This is a genomic window from Thermoflexus sp. (genome assembly GCF_042408365.1).
Classification (GTDB): domain Bacteria; phylum Chloroflexota; class Anaerolineae; order Thermoflexales; family Thermoflexaceae; genus Thermoflexus.
In genome coordinates this window covers 1-24,025 of record NZ_JBHOQJ010000242.1, presented here as the reverse complement: position 1 = coordinate 24,025, position 24,025 = coordinate 1, and the positions used below count along the sequence as shown (strand labels likewise).

Genomic DNA, 24,025 nt, shown 5'->3' with positions numbered 1-24,025 from the left:
GCGGCGCTCGAGGACCTGGTCGATCCGGACCACCTCCGGGCGCTCGAGCAGCCCGTACTGGAGCAGCCAGGAGTCCGAGTAGATCTTGGAGAGGTAGTTGCGCCCGGTGTCCGGCAGGATCACCACGATCGTACGGTCCTCGTCCAGTTCGGCGGCGACCCGGAGGGCCGCCACGACGGCCGTGCCCGAGCTGCCCCCGACGAGGATCCCCTCCTCGCGGGTGATCCGGCGCGCCATGTGGAACGCCTCCCAGGGCAAGCAGGCTGTCCGGCTCCTTATCGGTGGGCGGAGCGGACCTTATCCAGCAGCAAGTCGACCCTCAGCTCAACACCACCAGGATCTGGTTCTGCTCCACGCTCTGACCGGGCCTCACCCGAATGGCTTTCACGGTGCCATCGCGAGGCGCCCGGATCTCGTTTTGCATCTTCATAGACTCCAGAAGGACCAGTTTTTCCCCTTTGCGAACGGGCTGGCCTTCCTGGACGGGAACGGCCACGATGAGGCCGGGCATGGGCGCTTTGACGACGACTTCCCCGACCGAACCGTGGCGCTCGCCGGAGGCCTCCCGGATCCGCCGCTCCCGTTCATCCTCCACCCGCACGGCGAAAAGGTAGCCACGGACAAAGACCCAGTATTCCCCTTCCCGCTCCTCCACCAGGGCTTCGTAAGAGGCGTTGTCCAGGAGCAGGGAGTAAACGTGTTGCTGATCGATCAAGCGGAAATCCACCGCTCGCTCGACGCCTTCACACAGGACGCGATCTTCCCGGTTGACCTCGATCGTGAACGTCTTGTCGTTGATGGTCGCGATATATTTCATGGCTCATCCGCCCCTCTGGAGTTGCTCCCAGCGTCCCATCCATTTCCAGGTGTTGATCTCCCGTCCGGCCCGTCGGGCCACATGGGTCGCTGCCTGGCCTCGGCGGTGCGCCACCAGGGTCGCGATGATGGCCGCTACCTCCTCCAGCTCTGGCGGCGTCTCCTCATCCATGGAGAATCGCTCCTCCACGAACTTGGTGTCGAAGTGGCCGGCCAGGAAGCGGGTGCTGTTCAGGATCGCCTGATGGAAGGGGATGATCGTCTTGATGCCGATGATCCGGAACTCCTCCAAAGCCCGCCGCATGCGCAGGATGGCCTCGCCCCGCGTCTCGCCCCAGGTGATCACTTTGGCGATGAGGGAGTCGTAGTAAGGCGTGATCTCACACCCCTCGTAGACCCCGCTATCCACCCGCACCCCCGGGCCGGTGGGCTCGGCCAGGGTGATGATGCGGCCAGTGGAGGGCATGAAGTTGTTAAAGGGATCCTCCGCCGTGATCCGGCACTCAATGGCCCAGCCGGTCTGGCGGATCTCCTCCTGGCGGTAGCGCAGCTTGCGCCCCCGGGCGATGCGGATCTGCTCTTTCACGATATCCACCCCGGTGACCATCTCCGTCACCGGGTGCTCCACCTGCAGACGGGTGTTCATCTCGATGAAGTAAAAATTGCGTTCCTTGTCCACCAGGAACTCCACCGTCCCGGCGTTGACGTAGCCGATGGCTTGGGCGATCCGCACGGCCACCTCGCCCATGCGCTGACGCATCTCCTCGTCGACGATCGGCGAGGGGGATTCCTCGATCAGCTTCTGGTGGCGCCGCTGGATGGAGCACTCGCGCTCCCCCAAGTGGATGACGTTCCCGTGTTGGTCCGCCAGGATCTGCACCTCCACATGGCGGGCACCCTCCACCAGCTTCTCCAGGTAGACGTCGTCGTCCCCGAAGGCGGCCATGGCCTCCCGTCGGGCTGCCGCCAGGGCGTCCGGCATCTCCTCCAGGGAGCGAACGATGCGCATCCCCTTACCGCCGCCGCCGGCCGAGGCCTTGATGAGGATGGGGAAGCCGATTCGCCGGGCGGCCTCCATGAGGTCCTCGTCGGAGAGCCCGCCATCCGTGCCGGGAACGATGGGGATGCCCAGGGCTTTAGCCATCTTGCGGGCGGTGGCCTTGTCGCCCATGGCCCCGATGGCCCGCGGCGGAGGTCCGATGAAGGTGATGCCGGCCTCCTCGCACGCTTCGGCGAAGTCCGGACGTTCCGCCAGGAACCCGTAGCCCGGGTGGATCGCATCCGCGCCCGCCCGCCGGGCCACGTCGATGATCTTATCGATTCGCAGGTAGCTCTCGCGGGCCGGTGCAGGGCCGATGCAGTACGCTTCATCGGCGTAGCGCACGTGGAGCGCGTTGCGATCCACCTCCGAGAACACCGCCACGGTGCGGATCCCTAGCTCGCGGCAGGCCCGGATAATCCGCACCGCGATCTCCCCGCGGTTGGCGATCAGGACTTTTCGAAACATGATCAGCTCCCTATGGGTGAACCGGAGGGATCAAAGAGGGATGTTCCCATGCTTCTTGGGCGGGTTCTGATCCCGCTTGTTCTGGAGCATCTCCAGGGCATTGATCAGGCGGGGTCGGGTCTCCTTCGGTTCGATCACGTCGTCCACGAAGCCATAGGAGGCGGCGACGTAGGGGTTGGCGAACTTCGCGCGGTATTCCGCCACCAGTTCCGCCCGCCGGGCCTCGGGGTCCGGCGCCTCGGCCAGCTCGCGCCGGAAGATGATGTTGACCGCGCCCTCCGGCCCCATCACCGCCAGCTCCGCCGTGGGCCAGGCCAGGACGAGATCCGCCCGGAGATGTCGGGAGTTCATCACGCAGTAGGCGCCGCCGTAAGCTTTGCGGGTGATCACCGTGATCTTGGGGACAGTGGCCTCGGCGTAAGCGTAGAGGAGCTTGGCCCCCGCTTTGATGATGCCCCCGTGCTCTTGGGCCACCCCCGGCATGAAGCCCGGCACGTCCTCAAAAGTGATGATGGGGATGTTGAAGGCATCGCAGAAGCGAACGAACCGCGCCGCCTTCTCGCTGGCCTTGATGTCCAGCACCCCGGCCAACACGGCGGGCTGGTTGGCCACAATTCCGACGCTGTGCCCGCCCAGGCGGGCGAAGCCGATGACGATGTTGGGGGCGTAATCCGGCTGCACTTCGAAGAAGTCCCCGTTGTCCACAATCAGGCGGATCGCCTCTTTCATGTCGTAGGGGCGAGTGGGGTCGTCGGGGACGATCGTGTTGAGGCGTTCCTCCGTGCGCAGGGGATCATCGCCGTTGGGCACGTAAGGGGGATCCTCCATGTTGTTTGAGGGGAGATAGGAAAGGAGCTTGCGGATCATATAGAAGAGGTCCGCCTCGGTATCGGCGGCGAAGTGGGCCACGCCGCTGATGGTCGTGTGGACGTCGGCCCCGCCCAGCTGCTCGAAGGTGACCTCTTCGTGGGTGACTGCCTTCACGACGTCGGGGCCGGTGATGAACATATAGCTGGTCCCCCGGACCATGAAGATGAAGTCCGTGAGGGCCGGGGAGTAAACGGCGCCGCCGGCGCACGGGCCCAGGATGGCGCTGATCTGGGGTACCACCCCGGAGAGCATCACATTACGTAGGAAGATGTCCGCGTAGCCTCCCAGGGAGAGGACGCCCTCCTGGATCCGGGCGCCGCCAGAGTCGTTGAGGCCAATGATGGGCGCCCCGTTTTTCATCGCCATGTCCATGATCTTCACGATTTTGCGGGCGTGGCCCTCCCCCAGGCTCCCCCCCAGCACGGTGAAATCCTGAGCGTAGACGTAGACCAGGCGCCCATCGATGGTTCCCCACCCGGTCACCACACCGTCCCCCAGATAACGGCGCTCCGCCAGCCCGAAGTCAGCCACCCGGGTGGTGACAAAGGGATCGATCTCACGGAAGGAGCCCTTGTCCAGCAGGAGCTCCAGGCGCTCCCGGGCCGTGAGCTTGCCTTTCGCGTGCTGCTGGGCGATCCGCTCCGGCCCGCCGCCGAGCTGCGCTTCCGCCCGCAAACGCCGCAATTGCTCCAGACGATCCTCGATAATCTCGATCCGCATGAGTCCGCTCCAGGCATGGAATAAGAGCCGCCTAATGATAAGGACACGATTTCATTATAATCGGGAGATAGGATTCTCAAAAAGATCCCCCGCGCTTCGTCCAGGGCATTCCCCGGGGCGAGACGGGTCTTTTTAGGAAAGATGCTGAAGGTACCCTGAGCATGGGATGGATCCGGACTGGCCAGCGCGCGCATGGAGTTGCTGGGGCCGCACAGATCGGGACGGGGGCATGGCTCCTGATACCCTTGCCCCTCTGAAAGGGCGCTCAACCGCCCGCTGTCATTCCCCAAATCTCTCAACGCGCGGGGTGAGCTTTCCACAGGGCATTTCGGTGGGGTGTGGTCGTGGGATGGTGTAGGGGTCGGGTTGTCCGCATTCGCCAGTCCATCGGATCATCCGTACCCTTCAGGGAGACTACCCAGGAATTCTTTACCCATGGAGGTCACCCATGATCCGATCCCGCCGCTTCCGCCTGGATGGCCTGCATGCCCCGGTGGAGATCCGGTTCGACGAATGGGGGGTTCCCCACATCGAGGCGCGCACGCTGGCCGATCTGTTCTTCGCCCAAGGGTTTGTCCACGGGCGCGACCGAGGTTGGCAGATGCGGTTCAATCGCTTGGTCGCCCTGGGCCGCCTGAGCGAGGTCTTCGGCCCGATGGGTCTGGAGATGGACCGCTTCGCCCGTGGGGTGGGATGGGCCGAACACGCCCGCTCCGGTTTGGAGCGGGTTCCCCCGGATCTGCGAAAGCTCCTCGAGGCCTATGCAGCGGGGGTGACCGCGGCCTTCCGCTGCGGCCCGACGGGGCCGGAGGACCGCCTGGTTCCGTTGCCGGATTTCCCCTGGACCGTCGAGCACAGCGCCGCTTGGGGGCTGGTGGTCGCCTGGGCGCTGTCGTGGAACTGGGACAGCGAGCTGTGCCGGGTGGCGATGGCTCAGGCGCTGGGGGAACGGGCGGCCGATCTCGAGCCGGAGGCGATCTTCGGCGAGACGGCGCTCTTCCCCGAAACCGTAGGGATCGAGCCGATGGCCGAGCGGTTGCTGCAGATGTATACGATGCTGGCGCGCTGGCTCGGCCCGCGCGAGGGGATCGGCAGCAACAATTGGGTGGTGGCCGGCCCCCGCACGGCCACCGGCCAACCGATTCTGGCCAACGATCCTCATCTGCCCCTTTCCCTTCCAAATATTTGGTATGAGCAGCAGTTGGTGTGCGAGCCGGAGGGGTTCGCGGTGGCCGGCGTGACGACGCCGGGCCTCCCCGGCGTGGTCCTGGGGCACAACGAGTGGATCGCCTGGGGGGCCACGGCCGTGATCGCGGACACCCAGGACTGGTTCATCGAGCGTTTCGACCCGGAAAATCCCCTCCGTTACGAGACGCCGGAGGGATGGGCCTGGGCGGAGGTCCGGGAAATCGAGATCCGGGTGCGGGGGAGGCGGGCGCCGGAACGGTTTTGGATGCGGATCACCCGCCACGGCCCTGTGCTGACGGATCTGTTGCCGGAGTATGAGCCCGAAGGGATCGATTGGCCTCGGGTGGGCCTGGCATTGGCGTGGGCGGGCGCCCAGGCGGAGACGTGGTTCGAGGCCTTGCTGCAATTGGACCGAGCCCGTGACTGGGAGACCTTTCGGGAGGCGCTGCGTCGCTGGCCGGCGCCGGTTCTCAACTTCGTCTACGCTGACCGCGCAGGCCATATCGGTTATCAGATGGCCGGGCGGATCCCCATCCGACGCCGAGGCCACGGCCTCCTCCCGGCGCCCGGTTGGAGCGGGGAGTTCGATTGGATCGGGGAGATCCCCTTTGAGGAACTCCCCTCGGTCTTTGATCCGCCCCAGGGGATCCTCGTGACGGCCAACCATCGCATCGTCGGCCCAGGCTATCCGTATTTCATCAGCGCGGAGTGGATGCCGGATCATCGGGCGCGGCGGATCCAGGAGCGCCTGGCCGCGATGCCGAACCTCACCGCCGCCGATTGCCTGACGATCCAGACGGACGTGGTCTCCTTGGCGGCTTTAGAGTGGAAGCCGTGGCTGGTTCGGATCGAACCGAAGGATGCCGACGAGGCGTGGCTGTTGGCTCAGGTCAAGGCATGGGATGGCCAGATGGATCCGAAGGGGGTGGCGCCGACGGTGGTGGCGGCGGTGGAATGGGTGCTGTTGCGGCAGCTGCTGGGCCCTCGGCTTGGGTCTGCCTGGCGGCGATATCTGGGGGAATCCCTGAACGCCTTCCTTCCGGGACATTCGTTTTACCGGACCGCCCCCCATGCCCTTCGGGAGATCCTGCGGCGCGGGGATCCCTTCTGGCTGGGAGAGCGCACGGCCCTCGATTGGGTGGCTGGGGCCTTCCGGGAAGCCGTCCGCGATCTGCGGCATCGGTTGGGGAAGGACCCGACCCGGTGGGTGTGGGGACGAGTGCACCGGGTGACGCTGCGGCATGCGCTGGGCCAGGTGCCGGGGCTGGCGCCGTTCTTCAACCGGGGCCCCTTCCCTCTGGGCGGCGATGGCGACACGCCGTTGCAAGCGGGTTTCCAGGGGAGCCAGTTCGGCGGGGCGCTGGGGGCACTCCCCTCGTGGCGGTTCGTGGCCGATTTGAGCGACTGGGATCGCTGCCTGGCAGTGCTGGCCGGCGGCCAGGGCGGCTCCCCGATCTCCCGGCACTACTGCGACCAATTTTCCCTGTGGCTGGAAGGGCGCGCCCGGCCCATGTACTGGCGCCGGGAAACCGTGCGCGCCCACACCCAGCGGATGTGGCAGCTGGAACCGTTTGTCGGGGCGGGCCTTGCACCTGCCCCGTGATCAGGGCGCCTATGGGAGGGCGCCCACAAGGGGCGCCCCTACAAGAGGGGATACGAACATCGTTTGTAGGGGCAGGCCTTGTGCCCGCCTCGTGATCAGGGCACCCACAAAGGGTGCCCCTACCGGTGATAGAATGGGATCAATGGGAAGAGGGGTCGGTGGAGGTCATCTCCCTCCCCGAATGCGCTGAACGCCTGATGATCCGCGCTTGGATCGCTATCCCAGATTGGGGTGAACGGGGGCGATGTCTGGACCTCACGAGCGCTCCTCCTCGACGCTGTCTATGGTGGTGTTGGATGGGAGCTATGGCGAGGGGGGTGGGCAGATCCTGCGCTCGGCCTTGGCCCTCTCCGCGCTCACCGGTCGGCCGGTGCGGGTGGAGAACATCCGGGCCCGCCGCCCGAACCCTGGCCTTCAGGCGCAGCACCTAAGCGCTGTGAAGGCCGCGGCGATGCTCTGCCATGCCCAGGTCCAGGGCGCCACCCTGGGCTCGACGACGCTGACCTTCATTCCCCAGTCGCCGCCCTTCCCCAGCGTGTACACGATCGATGTGGGAACGGCCCGCGCCGGGGGAAGCGCCGGCTCAGTGACCCTTATTCTGCAAGCGATCCTTTTGCCGCTCGCTTATGCCTCTGGGACATCGCGGGTGATCTTACGGGGCGGCACCCACGTGCCCTGGAGTCCGCCATTCCACTATGTGCGGGATGTGCTGTTGCCCTGCCTGAGCCGGATGGGATTACAGGTGGAGATCCATCTGGAGCGCTGGGGCTGGTATCCTGTAGGGGGTGGGGAGATCCAGGTGTGCGTCTACGGGCCGGTGGAGGGGGATGGGTTATATCGGTTGAAACCGGTTCTGCTGGATCAGCGGGGGCCGCTCCGCCGGTTGTGGGGGTGGGCGGCGGTCTCCAACCTGCCGCTGGAGATCGCGAAGCGGATGGCCGGACGGGCGAACCGGCTGCTACGGGAGGCCGGCCTTCCGGATGAGGTGGAGGCGATCCAGACGGAGAGCCCAGGGCCGGGAGCGGGGATCTTCCTAATCGCGGAATACGTCCATGTCCGGGCGGGGGCCTCCGCTTACGGCAAGAAGGGGGTTCCGGCCGAGCGCGTGGCGGAGGAAGCGGTATCGGAGCTGCTGGCCTTCCATCGTTCCGGTGCAGCGGTGGATCCCCATCTGGCCGATCAGTTGATCCTTCCCATGGCCCTTTCGCCTGGCGCCTCCCGGTTCACCACCTCCCGGATCACCGGTCACCTGCTGACCAGTGTGTGGGTGGCATGTCACTTCGTGGGGGACCGCTTCGAGGTCATCGGAGAGGAGGGCGGACCGGGCGAGGTGCGTGTCCATCCTGTGGAGGAAGGAGATCGATGATCGAGATCGTCTTCTTAGGGACCTCGGCCTCCGCGCCGTCGATCCGACGGGGCCTCCCCGCGCACGTGGTGATGTTTGAGGACCGGCGGTTCCTGGTGGATTGTGGGGAGGGCACCCAGCGGCAGCTGCTCCGAAGCGGGCTGGGGTTCCGGCGCTTGGAGACCATCCTGCTCACCCATGCCCACCTGGATCACATCCTGGGATTGGCGGGGTTCCTCTCGACGGTGATGCGCTGGGAGATCCTCCCCCGGGTAGCGATCTATGGCCGTCGGGGGGCCATCGAGCGGGTCAAAGATCTGATCTATCGGGTGGTCCTGCGAGGGGTGCGGCCTACGATTGAAATCTCCTTCCACATCATCGAGCCCGGGGTGCTGTTTGAGGATGAGAAATTCGTCGTCCACGCCTTTCCGGTGACCCATCGCGGGGGGGATAGCCTGGGGTATCTGTTCCGAGAGAAGCCGCGGCGCCCCTTCCTGGTGGAAAAGGCGGAGGCCCTGGGGATCCCGCCGGGCCCGGAGCGGCGCCGCCTGGTGCAAGGATATCCGGTGACCCTGCCCGATGGCCGGGTGGTGACGCCGGAGGAGGTGTTAGGGCCACCGGTGGAAGGGGCCTCCCTGGCCCTGGTGGGGGACACGGGGCGGGTGGACGATCTGGTGGAAGCGGTGCAAGGGGTGGGCGCGCTGGTCATCGAGGCGACCTATTTGGAGGCGGATCGCGAGCTGGCTCGTCGTCACGATCACATCACGGCGGCGGAGGCCGGGTGGTTGGCCCGGGTGGCGGGGGTGCGGCATCTGATCCTGACCCACCTCTCGCGGCGATATCGGGAGCGACAGATTCGGGAGGAGGCGCAGACCTTCTTCCCCCACGTCTGGGTGGCACGGGATTTCGATCGCTACCGGATCCTGAAGGACGGCCATCTGGAGGTGGAGCGGGCGGAGGCTCACGAAATCGAGGAGGAGCGGGATGTCTTTGCGGAAAGCGAGCGTGCTGGAGCTGGCCACCGCGGCCTATGAGCTGGAGGCCCGGGTGTTACGGGGCCTCCTTCACCGGGATGCGGAAGGCCATTGGCGGGTCGGGGAAACGCCGTTGGAGGAATGGCTCTCCGCGTATGAGGGCCATGAGGCGGTCCTCATCCTGGCCTCTCTTTCGGAGGAAACGCCGTTGGCCCCTCGGGTCTGCCGCACATGCGGCCGGGAATATGTGGGCTGGGATTGCCCCCATTGCCGCGAGGCGCGCAGCCGCCTGCGGGGGCGGTAGAGCGTGGGGGTTTCTTAATCGAAAACCCGAGCAATCCTCCAAGAGACGGCAATGGGAACTCCGGGAGCTGTGGATGTGCATCATCCTTGAGGCAATGGGGGTTGGGAATGGTGAAGGTGATCACCCTTTACCGGACCCCGACAGACGCTGCGGCCTTCGAGCGGTGGTATGTGCAGCATCTGGCCCGCATCGAGCGCATCCCCCACCTTCGCCGGCTCGAGGTCTCCCGGATCTGGGGGACGCCCATCGGCGCCTCACCGTTCCACCTGATGGTGGAGATGTACTTCGATGACCGATCCGCGATGGAGGCCGCGCTGCGCTCGCCCGAGGCCGCGGAGGCCTCGGCGGATCTGGCGCGCTTCATGGCGGGTCAGGTGCTCGTGATGTTCGCGGACGCCTTTGAAGAGGAGCAGGCAGGGGGATAAAACGAAAAGGGGCGGTTTTGCAGCCGCCCCTTTTCTTCTGCCTGGTGGATCATATGGGAGGGCTGGACATCCTTATCGGCTGGCGGGATCATCTCCGCCGGTTTCTGTGCTCTGGGGAGGCGCAGGCTCCAGCGGGCCGGGTTTCCCTCGCGGCCGCCATCGGGTCCATCCCCATCGGACCAGGGCCGCAGGCCCGCCCAGCGCGAGGAACCCCCACAGGCTCAGGATGAGCGCCCCGACCCCCTGGGCGGTGAGCTGGCCGGGATCGGCCGGCGGGCCCCATCCAGGCACCCCGACCACGCCGATCCCCGGGATCCCCATAAAGGCCTCTCGCCCCACGTCATTCCATCCTACCCCGGCCCGGCCATCGGCCAGGACGCCGGCTCCCAGCAATCCCAAAACCCCGACGATCCCGTACAGCAGGGCGAGGCTTTGGGGGGTCACGCCCCATCGGCGGAGGCCGTAAACGATCAGTGGGGTCCCGAGACCGATCAGAACCCCCCATCCCCAGCTCAGCCACGGGCCGGTGAAGGGCGCCGCGCTCATCCCCGCAATCCACCCGACCGCCATAGCGCGTAGGACCATCAGTGGATCCAGCTCGCGGGCGACCCCGCCGGTGTAAAGCGCCGCGCCGAGGCCCGCCCCGAGGACCCCCAGCCACGCGTTCCGAGCTAGCCCCATCGGCTCCAAGGCCGGCCGGGATGCCGCGAGGGGATCGCTCGTGAGCCAGGCGATCCATCCGACCCCGAAGAGCAGGCTTCCCCACGCCCCTAAGAGCGGGAGATGCACCGGTGGGAGGATCCGCTCAGGGCTGGGCTGGCGTCGGGACCAAGGGAGCAGGAGCCCGAGGAGCGCGCCGCCGGAGAGGGCGAACAGGATTCCCGCCCCTGCGGGATCCACCACGCCGTGGCCCAGGTTGAGGGTGAGGCCCAGACGGCTCAACCAGCCGTTGCCCCAGACCCAGTGCATCCCCAGGGGAAGCGCCAGCCCCCCAAGCCCTGCGCCCGCTAAGGCGGCCGCGGCCGGCGGCCACCCCTCCAGCCCGAAGCCCAGGAGGACGGCGGCGGTGAGCACGGCGGGGGCATAATGCAGCCACAGCGCAGCGATGGCCGGGGCGCGATCGATGGGGTGGAAGAAAAACCCGCTCAGCCCGATCAGGCTCCATAGGGGCTGGGGATCCGCCCCCAAGGTATACACCCGTCGCAGGGCCTGGAACTCCGGGCCCTCCACCCACAGTCCGAGGCCGCCGAACGCGAACCCAAACCCGATCAACCCCCATAGGGTCAACGCGGCGATCCCGGCCGCCAGCCCTCGCGCGAGCGCTCGACGCGCTTCCTCCTCCGACATCCCCGCCCACAACACCGCCATCAACCCGATCGGCCATAGCCATTCCAGCGCGCCCATCCTCACGCCTCCACCACAGCGTCGACCCGCAACGCCTGGAGCACCCGATCGATTGGGTTGATCAGCGTGGTGGTCTCGGAGCCCGCGAAGAGCAGGCCGACCAGGCGGCCGTTCATATCCAGGATCGCTGAACCCGAATCGCCCGGGGCGCTCATCGCTCCCGCCATCACCTGACCGTGGAACGTCGCGACCCGCCCATCGTAATCGATGTTCGCCGTCACATCCACCTGGAGGATCCGCCCGCGGGTGTATCCGGTGGTTCGCCCGAACTTCTGGACCTCCATCCCCAGGGTGGGGACGGCGACCCCTTTGGGGATGCCGATCTGGAGGATGGCAGGGGTGATGTCGTTCGGATTCAAGGGACGGGCGATGGCCGCATCGACCTCATTGAAGGCGACCTGCCTTCGGACCGCCTGGAGGCGATGGGAGGAGCCGATGAGACGCAACAGCTCGTTCAACCAGCGCACGAGGAGCTCTACCCACGGGCAGGTGGCAGGCTCATCGCCGAACCGGATGGGGATGAATTCCACCAGCTCTGCGATCTCATCCGCTACCGTCCCGCCGTCCACGGGGCCCGGTTGCCGAATTCGATCGCCCGGACGGCCACGGTTGGTGGCGGCAAGGACGTGGTTGTTGCTCAGGATGAACAGGTCCGTCCCACGGCGGACCACACAGCCGAAGGTCCCGGCGGTGACCAAGGGGTGGCCGATGGAGACACCTGGCGGGGCCGGACGGTAACGGCGGGTGGGATCTTGAAAGGCGCGAAACCGTCCGGTTTCAACCACATCTGTGGGGATCCCATCCAAGGTCGAGGGAATCAGATCCGAAGGGGCCAGTTGTGCGGCGGGGAGTTTCTGCTCCACTGAGACCACCACGCTGAGGATATCCAGCGTCTGTCCTCCCTTCACCTTGTAGCCGATCCCGACTCCCACCACATGGCGGCGGGTCAACAGGCGGGGAAGATGTGCGGTTTTCACTTGAGCCAGCGACTGCCATTCAGGTCCCATGGGGTTGCTCCTTGGAATAGTTTGTGACCATACCACCAGCACATCTTTCCCAGGCCTGGATGCGCTCCGGCGCCTCTGCACATTGGACTGAAGATGGATGGCCCATGTCCCCTTCCGACGCGGGGCCAGCCCTTCCCCATTCCCCACGAGACGAAGCGCTAGAAGCGCTCGAAGCCGGCCACATGGAGCACGATCGCGATCCCAGAGGGATCGCCCCGGGTTTGCTGTCGGGCCTCCCGCAGGAGACGGAGGGCGGTTTCCACGTGCTCATCCTCCACCCCGATCAGCAGCGTGGTATTCCCGCGGCGCAGGAAGCCCCCGGTGGACGCCAGGCGGGTCACGCGATAGCCCTGGGCCACTAACCGATCGGAAGCCAGCGTGGCGGCTTTCTCTGGCAACACGGCGAGGATCAGCTTCATCGCCCTCGTCATCCCCTATAGCGTCTCGAAGCGCTCGACATCCAGGACGAAGATGGTGGCCCCGCCGATCTCCACTTCGATCATATGGGCTTGCAGGAGCCCGGTCGCCTCCACGGCGACCGGCAGATAGCTGGTGCGGGTTCGGCAGCACCGGCGCAGGACCTCCATCACATCCGGGACCTGCTGATCCTCCACCCCGATCAGAAGGGTGGTGTTGCCCTGGCGCAGGAACCCCCCGGTGGAGGCCACGCGGGTGACCCGGTAACCCCGATCCACCAGCGCCTGGATCGTGGTCGGGGCATCTTCATCCTGGATAATGGCGAGGATCAGTTTCATCGGGTCCGCTCCCGAATCAAGAAGTTCTCCACGCGGTGGAGTCCGCGTGAGCGGACCACACCACGCAGAATCCCCTGGCAAGCTCAAAGGCCCCGCTTCCCCCCAAGCCCTCAGAAGGGAAAATCCTGAGCGAATTGAGCGAATTCATTGTAGCATGACGGATCGCGGACCTGCCTCTCCCGGAAAGGGCCCCACCCCCCTGGATCCCCCTCTGCATCACCTTGGAAGAAGCGCCATGCTCTTCAGCTTTTTTTATCCTCCCTCGTGAAGTAGAAGAGGGGAGGAAGCATCCGATGGGGAAAGGGCTGGCTGGGGGTTCTTTCGTGAGCGCCATGCCACCCAATCGGCTTCGGTGTCCAGGTCGAAGGTGAGCGCTTCATGGCGGAAGAGGCGCACCGGAAGGCCCCGGGCATCCGCTTGATCCTGAAAGGCCTTCAGGCTCCCGGAACCGAACTGGAAGGGGAGGGCTTCCGGGGGACGAAGCAGAAGCGCATTGGTGCCCTGATCTCGTCGATCGGGCACCAGCACCAGGCCTCGTTCCGGGAAAGCGGCCCGGAGCAGCGCTCGGATCGCCTCAGGGGTCAGATCGGGAAGATCGATCGGGAGCACCCCGATGGCCTCCGCGCCGTGGCGGACCGCATAGCGACGGGCGGCGGTCAAGGCCCGGTTCAGATCCTCCCACCAATCGAAATAGACCTCCATCCCCATGCTTCGCGCAAGGGCCAACACCCGGAGGTCTGCGCTGATCACCAGGGCGTGAACCTCCGACACCCGGGCCACCACCTGCAGGGTGCGTTGTGTGAGCAGCCAGGCCAGACGCATCCGCGCCCGTCGCGATAGCCGTGGGGCCAGGCGGGATTTCGCTCGCTCCAAGCGTTTAACTGGGATGAGAAACCAGATCGCCATTTGTAATGGGTGTCCTCATCGGGGTTTGGGGGCGAAGTAGGGTGCCCGGCTCGCCCCCAAATATTCTTTGATTGTTGTCTAAACTAGCCGTTCATGGGGGCGCGGGCTGGCTCTCAACGTTGGGTCGCCGGGAGGAAGATCCGGAAGGGGAAGGGGGCGAAGCGCCACACCCCCGACTGCAGTTCCCCGCTCCAGCCGCCCAGGATCCAGATTGCCCCATTCTCCGCTGCCGCGGCCATGTTCCGCCAGGTCCCGGTGATCGGCGTCTCAAAAGGAGCCCAGTGGTCCGCTCCGGGCTGATAGCGTTCATTGAACGCCAGCGGGATCCGCCACCCGCCGCCGATGGCAAAGAGATAGCCATCCATGGCAATCAGCGCCAGCCCACCCCGCCCCACATTCAACGGAGGGCACGCCTCCCAGCGATCGGCAGCGAATCGATACCGCTCGCAGGTCGCCAGCTCCCGTTGGCCGTCGTAGCCCCCGACCACATAGATCGCATCCTCCAGCGTGGCTGCGGCGGCGAAGGCCCGGGGGGTCGGCATCGGAGCGCGGGGCTCCCAGGTGCCCCGGACGGGATCCAGCATCCAAACGGCTCCCTGTAGGCGGCGGCCATCCCATCCCCCGAAGATGTAGAGGCGCTCCCCTGCGACCGCCAGCGCATAAGCCGCCACCGGCGCCGGCAACGGAGGACCTGCGAACCAGCGGTCCGCTTGAGGATCATAAACCTCCACCCAATCGACCGGCTGCCCCTGGGGATTCACTCCGCCCGGCACGTAGATTCGATCCTGGATCAGCCCGGCGCCCACCGCGGCCACCGGATGGGGCTTGGGCGTTCCCCGTTCCCAAGTTCCTTTCGTAAGATGGAAGCGTTCCACCCGATCGGTGATCCCCTCCGGGGCCTCCCCTCCGATCGCGATCAGCCAGTCCTGCCAGCGGGCCAGGGCGAAGCGCGCCCGGGGCGTGGGCATCTGGTGAACCAGCTTCCAGCGGGACAGCGCCTCCCGGCGCTCTGTCCCTTGGCCCGCTTGGTCCCCTTGGAAGATCACCTCCGGCGCTTCGCTGGGCGCGGGCGCTGGCCCCAGGGCCCATCCCAGCCCGGCGATCACTGCGATCAGGAGCACCGCTGCCTTCCAAACTGGGAAAGCCAAGGCCGGAAGCTCTACGACGGGAAGCGCTGGCTCCTTCAGCTCCACCGGGGGCTCGGCGGGCGAGAAGAGCGTTTCGTCTTCCTCTTCGGCGATAGAGGGGGGAAGTTGCATCGCCACCAGACCGAAGCGGACCGCATACATCGCGGCTTCGGTCCGAGATTGAAGGTTGGTCTTGGAGAAAATGTTTCGGAGATGGACCTTCACCGTGTTCTGGCTGATCCCCAGGCGATAGGCGATCTCTTTGTTCGCTAACCCCTGAGCGACGAGGCGAAGGATCTCCCGTTCGCGGTCCGTGAGCCCCGCCTCCTCAGGGGGAATCCAATCCGGCTGACGGTTTAGCTCCTCCATCGGACAAAACCCTCACTTTCGTCATCAGTGGGAAGGGAAGCCCACGCAGGCTGCTTCCACTTTGTTGTCTTGGGAATACGCAGTGAAGAGGGGCAGATGGCCCCACCCTCCTGGATCCCCCTTCCCAATGGCCCTTTGGGCTGTGGGGAAGGGGCGCCCGGCTCGCCCCCCACCCCCTTATTCCACCGGCGGAAGATCGGCGACCCAGAGGGTGCCATCCGCGCGGAGGAAGAACAGTCGGTGTTGCCTCTCATCGATGGCGGCGGCGACCAGGTCTTTCAGGTCCTCCCCGCGGATCTGTCGGACGAAATCGCCTCGCGGGCCGACTTGGATGAGGCGGTCGGGCTCCAGGATGTACAGCCACGGCCGGGGCGCCGAGGGATCCATCGCCAGGCCGATGGGCTGGCTCACGGGCCTCGGAAGCGCAGGGGAGGGTTGCTCCCGCAGGGGGAACCCTTCCTCCTCCTTGCCCATTGTGAACGCCCGCACCCTTCCATCCCGATATAGCACGTAAATGCTTTGATAAACCAGGAAATCCACCGCCTCCCCCAAGTCTGCCCGGGGCGACTCAAAGTAAGGCTCAGGGTTCTGAGAGTAATCCTCTCCCAGCGGGCGCAGCCGCCAAATCTGCCCCTTTTCACGATCCAGCACGTAGAGGTTCCCCCCGTAGGATCGCAGCAGGCCATCTGGGATCGGCGGGAGGCGGTTCGGAACCCGGCGCGGGCTCTGGTTGCGGCTCTCCGCCAGGCCTTGGGTGTGAAGGGCCACCAGGGCACCCACAGAACGCCCCCCTGCCGCTTCCGCCCAGGTGAGATCCAACAGCGAACCGACCGGTTGGCCTTGGAGGAGCATTCCGCTCCACAACAGCTCTCGCGCGGGCTCGTTGAGCAGGGCCCGATGGATCTCATCGTATCCGATCCAGAGCACGCATCCCCCTGGGCGGGGTGCGTCGCTCCGACAGCGACCCTCGCGGTCCAGCAGGTAGAGTTCGTTATCCCGCAAAATCAACCGTCGGAGGCGGCCGGGAGGGAGGCTGGCCAGGCGCGTGGGATGCAGCGGCTGGACGGCCTGATCCAGCCGGTCCAGCTGGCGCTGCGCTTGCTCCTGCAACGCCGCCGCCTCCGGCAGCGCGGCGTATTGCCGGGCGGCCCGCGCCAGATCCCGGGCCGCTTCCCAATGACGACGGGCCTCGCCGGGGGCCTGCGCTTGGGCTGCCGCTGTGGCTTCCTCCTGTGCTTGGGCCAGCAACCGGTGGGCGATCAAGGTGTTCCGTTGCTGGATGTAAACCCCAAGGGTGATCAGGGCGATCAGCCAGGGCAGGACCAGCGCCAAGGTGCGCACCCATCCCGGCGAAGCGGGCAATGCAACCGTGGGCCATCCCCAGCGTGGAAGGCGCGGGAGGGCCCCTCGTGGCCGTGGGAGATGGAGCCGGCCCAGTTGGGGCAACTTCCCAAAGCGCCACCGAAAGAGGGAAGGAGCCCGGACGGGGGGAGGAGACGGCATCGGCTGCGGCGCAGGCGAGAAGGGCTCCTGAAGGGGCGCTCGGACGAGCTCGCGGGCCATGATCAAGAAGGCGACCGGATGAGGGACCGCACGGGCCACCTGAACTTCGATCGCTTCGATGATCAGGGGAAGGTTCTGGATGCGGGTGAGGGCCATCAGCGCCGCCGGATCCAGGAGCGGCCCGGTTTCCGCATCGGTAACAACCAGCCGGTCCTCCGGCCGCAGCTGGATCATCCCATAATGAAGGGCGATGGCTCGCGCAGCGCCCAAGGGGGCGGGCGTCTCACCTTCCGGAGCGATCACCTGGACCCCCTCGCGGGTCACGTGGGCCGCCCAGGTCGGTCCGGCCTGGATCATGAAGATGGCTTCCTCGCGCAGCGCCAGCAAGGTGAGGCCGATCTCCCAGCGCTCCCCGGGCGCTGCATTGCGGTTTTGCTCCAGGAGCCAGCGATTCAGAGCCAGGAGGGTTTCTCGAAGGGCGGAGGTCAGGCTGCCGCGCTGACGATCGAAGGTGGTCCGCAACAGACGCGCAGCCTCCGCTAGGGGCAGCGCCTCCGGATCACCGCGCACGGTCAGGATCGCATAAAGCGGCTCCGGGCGCCCACGCCCTTGCGGGGGAAGCTCCAGCACCAGCCCATGCCTTCGCGATCCTCTGTACCAGCCCGCATATGCTGCGCGCATAAGCCTAAGGAAAACCTCTCCGGAATAAGGAAGGCGGGATGGCCGATCCTGGATGCGCCGCTCTATTGGTTGTTAGGAGGAGCCGTTGCAATCGATCGACCCGGATGGCCGCCCGGTGGCGTCGTTTTCGTTTTCACGCCCTCTGTAGCCAGGAGCTAAGGGAGAATGGATCAACCCTCGCTCGTCCCAACAAGTCTTTTAGCGCCCATTCCCTCAGCATAATCACTCTGGATTGGAACAGCGATCGCTGAATCCCCTTTCTTTTGCCCAGCGCTCGCACAGCGCCCGGAGGATCTCCCGCGCGCCTTGCACATCGCCGGTTGCCGCCCGCCGCCGGGCGTCCTGAAGCCGCTGCCAGAACCACTTTCCTTCGAGATCCTCCGGCTCCCGCATGAAATCCGCGACGATCCTTTCTCGAACGGCCTCCCGCCAATCGGGCAGCCAGGCCCCGAGGAAATAGGCGGAAGGATCATAGGTCCGTTGGTAGGCTCGAAGGGCCTCATAGAAAGCAACCGTGAACTGCAGATCAGCGATCTGATCGGGATCCGCCGGTAACCTCTGCAGACGCTCCACCCACCGTGCTTCTATCCCCTGGATACTTTGATGATAGACAGCCCGGAGAGCCCGGTCAAGGACCTCCCGATCGGTTTCCCCGGGCCGGCGCTCCATTGCCCGAAGGAAGGCCCGGAAGCGAGGCCATCCGCCCTCCCGAACCAGCTCCTCGATGAAGGCACCCGCCTCCAGGTAACCGATCTCATGAGGATGGGTATAGAAACCTTCCACCAGGCGGTCCAGGGGGATCCATTGGCCCGTGTGGAGGAGGGCGGCGGCTCGCGGCGTGAGGGGCTCCGGACGGTAATGCCCTCCGGCGACGAAGACGGCTATGCCTTCGATGATGAAGGAAGGGAGATGAACCAGGCAATCCTCCCGCTCCAGCCATACGCAGGTCATTCGATGGGTCAGTTCATGGCGCAAAATGGTCGGAAGATCCGCTGGCAGGCGGTCCGATAGCGGATAGGTGAGGATCAAGCTATCTCCAACGGTGAACCCACCCTGTCCGAGAAGGCGGGGGATCCAGACGATATGGGTGGAAAGCCGGGCCGGGATGCCCAGGCGGGCGCGCACCACTGCCTCCGCTTCATCCGCCCAGGCCATCAGCTGGGGCAAATCCCGCTCCGCGGCGGTTCCGGTCAGGTAGATGTGCGAACAGCATCGGCTTTCCGCCTGAGCCCAGCGGGCCTGGCGTTCCGCTTCGGGAAGCATCCCCTCCGGGCGCAGAAAGAGGGTCCGGGTCACCGAATCGCCGGCCTGGAGTCCTTCTTCGGGGGGGTGGGCCATTGCGATCAAGGTAAAGCTTCCAGCGGGCCTCGCCTCCCAGACCCAGGTCCACACCGTCCGGTGGGAGGCGCCCGGAGCGAGTTCCGGCAGGAGCGCTTCCGCCAGGATCTCCGATTCAAGCCCATTCCCCCGCCGGATCTCCACTCGGGCACCGTTCAGCGGGAGGGATCCGGCGTTGCGAACCTCGACCTCAAAGCTCAAGCGATCGCCCTCATAGAGCGGCCCATCCGGGTGAACGCGGAAATCCGCGATGGTCAATGTCTTCCGGAGGAAGGGGGTGGGAGGGGCAAGCGGCGACGCGAGGGAAGGGGTCGGCGTGGCGGGGAGCGGGGCAAGCGCATGCTCCCCGCGCAATCCCTGGGGTCCTGAAGAAAGAAGTGCGAGCAGCCAGAGGGCGCCGAGCAGCAGCCCAAGAAATAGATGCTTGTGGATCGAGTGCTTATCGGATCCCATGGGACGTGTTCAGCCTGAATTTGGAGATCTATGGGCGCGCTTCTTTGTCAGCGCATTGTAAGGCTCCCTTTTGCTAATCATACGACCGTTAAGCGGTTTTCCATGGGGATTCTTGGGGGCTGGGGGCCACCAGCTTCCTCCATTGCAGATCTTAAGAACTGAGATGGACAAAGCGGTACACAGCTGGTTTCCTTGTGGAGGCTTTGAGAGTGGGGCCCTTCCGTCTCCGCTCGCGGGCTCTGAACCGCGCAACTCCTATAATTTGACAAGCCCAGATGAGGCTTGTATGATAAAGTGTAATAATGACAACAAGGTGGATTCAAAATGAAAACTCGTCCGATTCGTATCCGCTGCATCTGTCCTGGGCGGGGGCGTTAACGCCACCCGCCTGGGGTAAAGGCCGGATCCCGGCCTTTCCTACTGCCTGATCGAGGACCAACCGATCGGTGGGTGGCCAACGCCCCCGCGCCTGAATAGGTGCTGAGGCCGCTGGCCTTTTCCGGCCCGCCGAGCCGTGTTGGTCCTTTTTATTTATGGAATTACGTAATCACAGAGAACATCATTCTCGCAGGCTGAAAGGAGCGGCTATGGTGAAAACCATTCCCAGGATGCGGGTGGGGGCAGCGAAGGATCTTTTCGAGCTGATCGGCAATACCCCTTTGTTGCGGTTTCGGAGGCTCGCTGCCTCTGTTGCGCCGGTGGAGATCTACGCGAAAGCGGAATGGTATAACCCTGGCGGCTCAGTGAAGGATCGGCCGGCCCGGGAGATCATCCTGACGGCGGAACGGGAGGGGCGGCTGGGGCCCGGCAAGATCATTCTGGATGCGACTTCCGGGAACATGGGGATCGCCTACGCGATGCTGGGAGCCGCCCGGGGTTATCGGGTGACCCTCTGTATCCCGGCCAACGCCAGCCCGGAGCGCCTGCGAATCCTCCGGGCTTACGGTGCGGAGCTGATCCTCACGGATCCGCTGGAAGGAACAGACGGAGCGATCCTGGAGGCCCGCCGTCGCTATGAGGCTGATCCCGACCGCTATTTCTATGCGGATCAATATAACAATCCAGCCAACTGGAAAGCCCATTATCGGACCACGGGGCCGGAGATCTGGGAGCAAACCGAGGGGCGGATCACCCATTTCGTCGCCGGCCTGGGCACCAGTGGGACGATGATGGGGGTCGGGCGCTATCTGAAAGAGCGCAATCCGGAGATCCGTCTGATCGGCGTGCAGCCGGATGAGCCGTTCCACGGCCTGGAGGGCCTCAAGCATATGGAAACGGCCATCCGGCCGGGGATCTACGATCCGGGCTTGCTGGACGAGATCCTGGCGATCTCCACGGAGGAAGCCTACGCGATGGCCCGACGGCTGGCCCGGGAGGAGGGCCTATTCGTCGGGATCTCAGCGGGCGCGGCGATGGCAGCGGCCCTCAAGGTTGCTGCCCGCTTGCGAGCAGGTGTGGTGGTCACGATCTTCCCGGATGCAGGATACAAGTATTTGAGCGAAAACTTCTGGTTCGAGGAGACATGATAGGGATTGCTTCCATGTTAGGGGTCCTCAAGTTGAGATGGGCAACGCGCTGTTTTAAAAATCTTCGAGGGAGATTCGCCGGATGACCTTGCGGTTGCGTCAGGATCATTACGCGCAGATTCAAGCCCATGTGGAGGCCGGCTACCCGGCTGAGGCCTGTGGGATTTTCCTCGGCCGCGAGGTGGGGGGCGTCAAAATCGTGGAGCAGGTGCGCTTGGTGGATAACCAATGGGCGGATCCTTCGGAGCAAACCCATCGCTTTCTGATCCCACCGGAGGACGTTCTGGCCGCGGAGCGGGCGGCGGCGGCCGCTGGCTTGGAGATCCTGGGATTCTTCCATTCCCATCCGGATCACCCGGCCCGGCCCTCGAATTTCGATCGCGAGCACGCCTGGCCATGGTATGCGTATTTGATCATCTCGGTTGAGAAAGGCCAGGCGACCGACTGGCGCGTGTGGGAGCTGATGGAGGATCGCTCGGCGTTTGTGGAGCGGAGGCTGGAGATCGTGCCTTAACCTGAAGTCGATGGAATTTCCATGGGGGCGGCCGCATGAGCAGCCCACCCCGGAATCCTTCAACTCTCCCCTCCCCGCAGCCCGCAGGGCTGCGGGGAGGGGGGCTTGCCCCGCACGAGGGGAGGGCCCGGGCGAGAAGTCAGGCCGCCCGTTTGTCCAAAATCCAACACAAAAACCATTCGGAGGTGAAACCGATGGCTGTTCAGGTTCTGATCCCGACCCCTCTACGTGTCTACACCAAAGGGGAGAAGGTGGTCACTGTGGAGGCGGGGACCGTGGGGGAGGCCCTGCGGGCCTTGACTGAGCGTTTCCCCGAACTCAAACGCCATCTCTTCAACGAAGAGGGCCGTTTGCGCTCCTTTGTGAACCTCTACCTGGGCGATGAGGATGTCCGCTATCTCCAGGGGGAGGAGACACCGATTTCAGATGGACAGACCTTAAGTATTGTGCCTTCGATTGCGGGAGGTGGACGATGGTCGAGCGGAAGGTCGATCACACGGCCTTGAAGTTTAATCAGGCTTCCATCATTACGCTCAACCTGCTGGGCTGGGTCTTGAACCAGCCGGCGCTGGTGGCCTTTGTGGCCCTGGTGATGCTTGTCGGGACAGCTGTGCCCGCGGCAGCCCTGTTCCAGCAGATTTATTTTCGACTCCTTAAGCCACGGGGCTGGCTGCGGCCTCGGGTGTTGATCGATAACCCGGAGCCTCATCGGTTCGCCCAGGGGCTGGGTGGGATGGTGCTGGCCCTCGGGGCGATCGCCCTCTTCCTGGGCTATGGGATCGTCGGATGGGCGCTGACCTGGGTGGTGATCGTTCTCGCCGCCTTGAATCTGTTCTTCGGGTTCTGCGCTGGCTGCTTCGTGTATTACCAGCTGAGCCGTCTGGGCGTCCCCGGCTTCACAGCCCGCCCGATTGAGCGTCGGGAGGCGGAGGGATGATCGAGCGGCTCCTCTTTGCTGTGGGGCTTTTGTTGGCGCTCTGGGCCGGATGGTGTCTCATTGCCTGCGTTCAGCGCCGGCTGGCGCGGCCGCGGGCTGCGGATCTGGAAGGTCCGTGGACGCTGTTGTATTTCTACACGCCCACCTGCGGGCCCTGCCGCCTGGTCCAGGCGCCGATCCTGGAGTCCTTGGCAGCGGAATGGAAGGAAGCGGTGAGGGTGCGGCCGGTGGACGTCACGGCGGACCCGGAGGCGGCGGCGCGTTATCGCGTATGGACGGTGCCCACTACAATGTGGGTGGATGCCTCGGGAACCATCCGGATGGTGAACAACGGGGTGGCTACGGCGGAGGCCCTCCGCCAGCAGTGGCTCCGGCTTCAGCGCGGGAAGCGGATCCGCGCGGCGGAGTTGCCTCGCCTTCCCTGAACTTAAACTCCCGCGAAATGGCGTGGGCAAGTGATAACGGAGTACTCCAGCGCTTTGGCTGATTCTGATCGAATGGGAGGTCCAGATGTTGAACTTAAGCGAAGTGATCTTAACCAACGAGGAGATCCGCCGATACAGCCGGCATCTCCTGATGCCGGAGGTCGGACTGACCGGCCAGAAGAAGCTCAAGGCCGCCAGCGTCCTGATCATCGGCGCGGGAGGGTTGGGCTCGCCGGCGGCCCTCTATCTCGCCGCTGCGGGCGTGGGCCGTATCGGCCTGGTGGATTTCGACGTGGTGGATGAGAGCAACCTGCAGCGCCAGATCCTGCATGGCACGTCATGGGTGGGGAAGCCGAAGCTGGCCTCGGCGAAGGCACGCCTGCTGGACCTCAACCCGGACATCACGGTGGAGACCCACGAGGCGGTGCTGACCAGTGCCAATGCCCTGGAGATCCTGAAGGACTACGATATCATCATCGACGGAACGGACAACTTCCCCACCCGTTATCTGGTGAACGACGCTTGTGTCTTCCTGGGCAAGCCGCTGGTCTACGGCAGCATCTTTCGGTTCGAAGGCCAGGCCACTGTCTTCGACGCGCGGGTTGGGCCGTGCTATCGCTGCCTCTACCCGGAGCCGCCGCCGCCCGGTCTGGTGCCCTCGTGCGCGGAGGGTGGGGTCTTCGGTGTGCTGCCTGGGGTGATCGGCGCCATTCAAGCCACCGAGGCCATCAAGCTGATCATCGGCCAAGGCGAGCCGCTCATCGGGCGGCTCCTACTCTACGATGCCTTGAGCATGCGCTTCCGGGAGCTCAAGTTGCGCAAGAATCCGTCTTGCCCCGTCTGCGGCGAGAACCCAACGATCCGGGAGCTGATCGACTACGAGGCCTTCTGCGGCGTCCCGATCTATGAGCATGAAGTGCGGACGGAATTCGACATCACACCTCAGGAGCTGAAGGCTATGCTGGAGCGGGACGGCCGGCAGATCATCCTGCTGGATGTGCGGGAGCCTCACGAATGGGAGATCTGCCATCTGCAAGGGGCGGTCCTCATCCCGCTGCGGGAGCTGCCCGAGCGACTGAACCAGCTGGACCCCACCCGGGAGTACGTGGTCTACTGCAAGACCGGCGGGCGCAGCGCCCAGGCGGCTCGGATCATGCAGGCCGCTGGCCTGCGGGTGCGCAACCTGCGCGGAGGGATCAACGCCTGGTCGCGGGAAGTTGACCCCAACGTGCCCTTGTATTAAAATCATACCAATATCCTTGGATCTCTCATTCGAGAAGCGCGCACCCCCTAAGGGCCGGGGGCCCGGCGATCTTCGCCGGAGATCG

Annotated in this window: 22 protein-coding genes and 1 pseudogene; 11 read left to right on the top strand and 12 right to left on the bottom strand. The window is 65.1% G+C overall.

Features of this window, described 5'->3' with window-relative positions; genetic code table 11:
* The 4 genes and pseudogenes from ACFMO5_RS11245 to ACFMO5_RS11230 all read right to left on the bottom strand — a co-directional run.
* A pseudogene (locus ACFMO5_RS11245) lies at window positions 1–237 on the bottom strand (cystathionine beta-synthase); the annotation flags it as partial.
* 82 nt (window positions 238–319) lie between these two features.
* A complete protein-coding gene (locus ACFMO5_RS11240) occupies window positions 320–817 on the bottom strand; it encodes an acetyl-CoA carboxylase biotin carboxyl carrier protein subunit (protein ID WP_376792843.1) in 498 nt (165 codons plus the stop codon).
* A gap of 3 nt (window positions 818–820) precedes the next feature.
* Window positions 821–2,323, bottom strand: coding sequence for an acetyl-CoA carboxylase biotin carboxylase subunit (accC, locus tag ACFMO5_RS11235; RefSeq protein WP_376792842.1), 1,503 nt, complete (start codon window positions 2,321–2,323; stop codon window positions 821–823).
* A gap of 30 nt (window positions 2,324–2,353) precedes the next feature.
* Window positions 2,354–3,913, bottom strand: a complete 1,560-nt coding sequence (locus ACFMO5_RS11230; RefSeq protein WP_376792841.1) for an acyl-CoA carboxylase subunit beta — start codon at window positions 3,911–3,913, stop codon at window positions 2,354–2,356.
* Between the two features lie 448 nt (window positions 3,914–4,361).
* Here ACFMO5_RS11230 and ACFMO5_RS11225 point away from each other — a divergent pair, with 448 nt between their 5' ends.
* The 5 genes from ACFMO5_RS11225 to ACFMO5_RS11205 all read left to right on the top strand — a co-directional run bounded on the left by ACFMO5_RS11225 (window position 4,362) and on the right by ACFMO5_RS11205 (window position 9,752).
* On the top strand, window positions 4,362–6,704 hold the full coding sequence (locus ACFMO5_RS11225) for a penicillin acylase family protein (protein ID WP_376792840.1): 2,343 nt from the start codon (window positions 4,362–4,364) through the stop codon (window positions 6,702–6,704).
* Window positions 6,705–6,981: 277 nt separating this feature from the next.
* Window positions 6,982–8,070, top strand: a complete 1,089-nt coding sequence (gene rtcA / locus ACFMO5_RS11220) for an RNA 3'-terminal phosphate cyclase (RefSeq protein WP_376792845.1) — start codon at window positions 6,982–6,984, stop codon at window positions 8,068–8,070.
* Complete coding sequence (locus ACFMO5_RS11215; RefSeq protein WP_376792839.1) at window positions 8,067–9,083, top strand: ribonuclease Z; 1,017 nt, start codon at window positions 8,067–8,069, stop codon at window positions 9,081–9,083. The genes rtcA and ACFMO5_RS11215 overlap by 4 nt, the downstream gene beginning before the upstream one ends.
* A complete protein-coding gene (locus tag ACFMO5_RS11210) occupies window positions 9,034–9,327 on the top strand; it encodes a hypothetical protein (protein WP_376792838.1) in 294 nt (97 codons plus the stop codon). Before ACFMO5_RS11215 ends, ACFMO5_RS11210 begins: the two co-directional genes overlap by 50 nt.
* Before the next feature lie 107 nt (window positions 9,328–9,434).
* The gene (locus tag ACFMO5_RS11205; protein ID WP_376792837.1) at window positions 9,435–9,752 is read left to right on the top strand and encodes an EthD family reductase; all 318 of its coding nucleotides are present in this window, start codon (window positions 9,435–9,437) and stop codon (window positions 9,750–9,752) included.
* Window positions 9,753–9,824: 72 nt separating this feature from the next.
* On the opposite strand, the gene ACFMO5_RS11200 is transcribed toward ACFMO5_RS11205, so the two are convergent.
* From ACFMO5_RS11200 to ACFMO5_RS11165, 8 genes are all read right to left on the bottom strand, one after another.
* On the bottom strand, window positions 9,825–11,156 hold the full coding sequence (locus tag ACFMO5_RS11200) for a hypothetical protein (RefSeq protein ID WP_376792836.1): 1,332 nt from the start codon (window positions 11,154–11,156) through the stop codon (window positions 9,825–9,827).
* 2 nt (window positions 11,157–11,158) lie between these two features.
* A complete protein-coding gene (locus tag ACFMO5_RS11195) occupies window positions 11,159–12,163 on the bottom strand; it encodes a hypothetical protein (protein WP_376792835.1) in 1,005 nt (334 codons plus the stop codon).
* Between the two features lie 158 nt (window positions 12,164–12,321).
* Window positions 12,322–12,582: a cyclic-di-AMP receptor gene (locus ACFMO5_RS11190; protein ID WP_376792834.1), complete on the bottom strand. Its 261-nt coding sequence runs from the start codon at window positions 12,580–12,582 to the stop codon at window positions 12,322–12,324.
* Window positions 12,583–12,597: 15 nt separating this feature from the next.
* A complete protein-coding gene (locus ACFMO5_RS11185) occupies window positions 12,598–12,918 on the bottom strand; it encodes a cyclic-di-AMP receptor (protein WP_376792833.1) in 321 nt (106 codons plus the stop codon).
* 252 nt (window positions 12,919–13,170) lie between these two features.
* Entirely contained in the window at window positions 13,171–13,824 is a 654-nt protein-coding gene (cofC, locus tag ACFMO5_RS11180) for a 2-phospho-L-lactate guanylyltransferase (RefSeq protein ID WP_376792832.1), read from the bottom strand.
* A 113-nt stretch (window positions 13,825–13,937) separates the two neighbouring features.
* On the bottom strand, window positions 13,938–15,320 hold the full coding sequence (locus tag ACFMO5_RS11175; RefSeq protein ID WP_376792831.1) for a LuxR C-terminal-related transcriptional regulator: 1,383 nt from the start codon (window positions 15,318–15,320) through the stop codon (window positions 13,938–13,940).
* 177 nt (window positions 15,321–15,497) lie between these two features.
* Window positions 15,498–17,453 carry a hypothetical protein gene (locus tag ACFMO5_RS11170; protein WP_376792830.1) on the bottom strand — a complete coding sequence of 652 codons (1,956 nt, stop codon included), beginning with the start codon at window positions 17,451–17,453 and terminating at the stop codon, window positions 15,498–15,500.
* A gap of 273 nt (window positions 17,454–17,726) precedes the next feature.
* Entirely contained in the window at window positions 17,727–19,196 is a 1,470-nt protein-coding gene (locus tag ACFMO5_RS11165; protein WP_376792829.1) for a hypothetical protein, read from the bottom strand.
* 707 nt (window positions 19,197–19,903) lie between these two features.
* Here ACFMO5_RS11165 and ACFMO5_RS11160 point away from each other — a divergent pair.
* The 6 genes from ACFMO5_RS11160 (at window position 19,904) to moeB (ending at window position 23,940) form a co-directional block, all read left to right on the top strand.
* Window positions 19,904–20,821: a PLP-dependent cysteine synthase family protein gene (locus ACFMO5_RS11160; RefSeq protein ID WP_376792844.1), complete on the top strand. Its 918-nt coding sequence runs from the start codon at window positions 19,904–19,906 to the stop codon at window positions 20,819–20,821.
* A gap of 82 nt (window positions 20,822–20,903) precedes the next feature.
* Window positions 20,904–21,335 carry a M67 family metallopeptidase gene (locus ACFMO5_RS11155; protein ID WP_376792828.1) on the top strand — a complete coding sequence of 144 codons (432 nt, stop codon included), beginning with the start codon at window positions 20,904–20,906 and terminating at the stop codon, window positions 21,333–21,335.
* 194 nt (window positions 21,336–21,529) lie between these two features.
* On the top strand, window positions 21,530–21,841 hold the full coding sequence (locus tag ACFMO5_RS11150; RefSeq protein WP_376792827.1) for a MoaD/ThiS family protein: 312 nt from the start codon (window positions 21,530–21,532) through the stop codon (window positions 21,839–21,841).
* Complete coding sequence (locus ACFMO5_RS11145; protein WP_376792826.1) at window positions 21,808–22,272, top strand: DUF4395 domain-containing protein; 465 nt, start codon at window positions 21,808–21,810, stop codon at window positions 22,270–22,272. The genes ACFMO5_RS11150 and ACFMO5_RS11145 overlap by 34 nt, the downstream gene beginning before the upstream one ends.
* Window positions 22,269–22,697 (top strand): thioredoxin family protein, encoded by a 429-nt coding sequence (locus ACFMO5_RS11140; protein WP_376792825.1) that lies wholly within the window; start codon window positions 22,269–22,271, stop codon window positions 22,695–22,697. The genes ACFMO5_RS11145 and ACFMO5_RS11140 overlap by 4 nt, the downstream gene beginning before the upstream one ends.
* An 85-nt stretch (window positions 22,698–22,782) precedes the next feature.
* Window positions 22,783–23,940, top strand: a complete 1,158-nt coding sequence (gene moeB / locus ACFMO5_RS11135; protein ID WP_376792824.1) for a molybdopterin-synthase adenylyltransferase MoeB — start codon at window positions 22,783–22,785, stop codon at window positions 23,938–23,940.
* Window positions 23,941–24,025 lie beyond the last annotated feature (85 nt).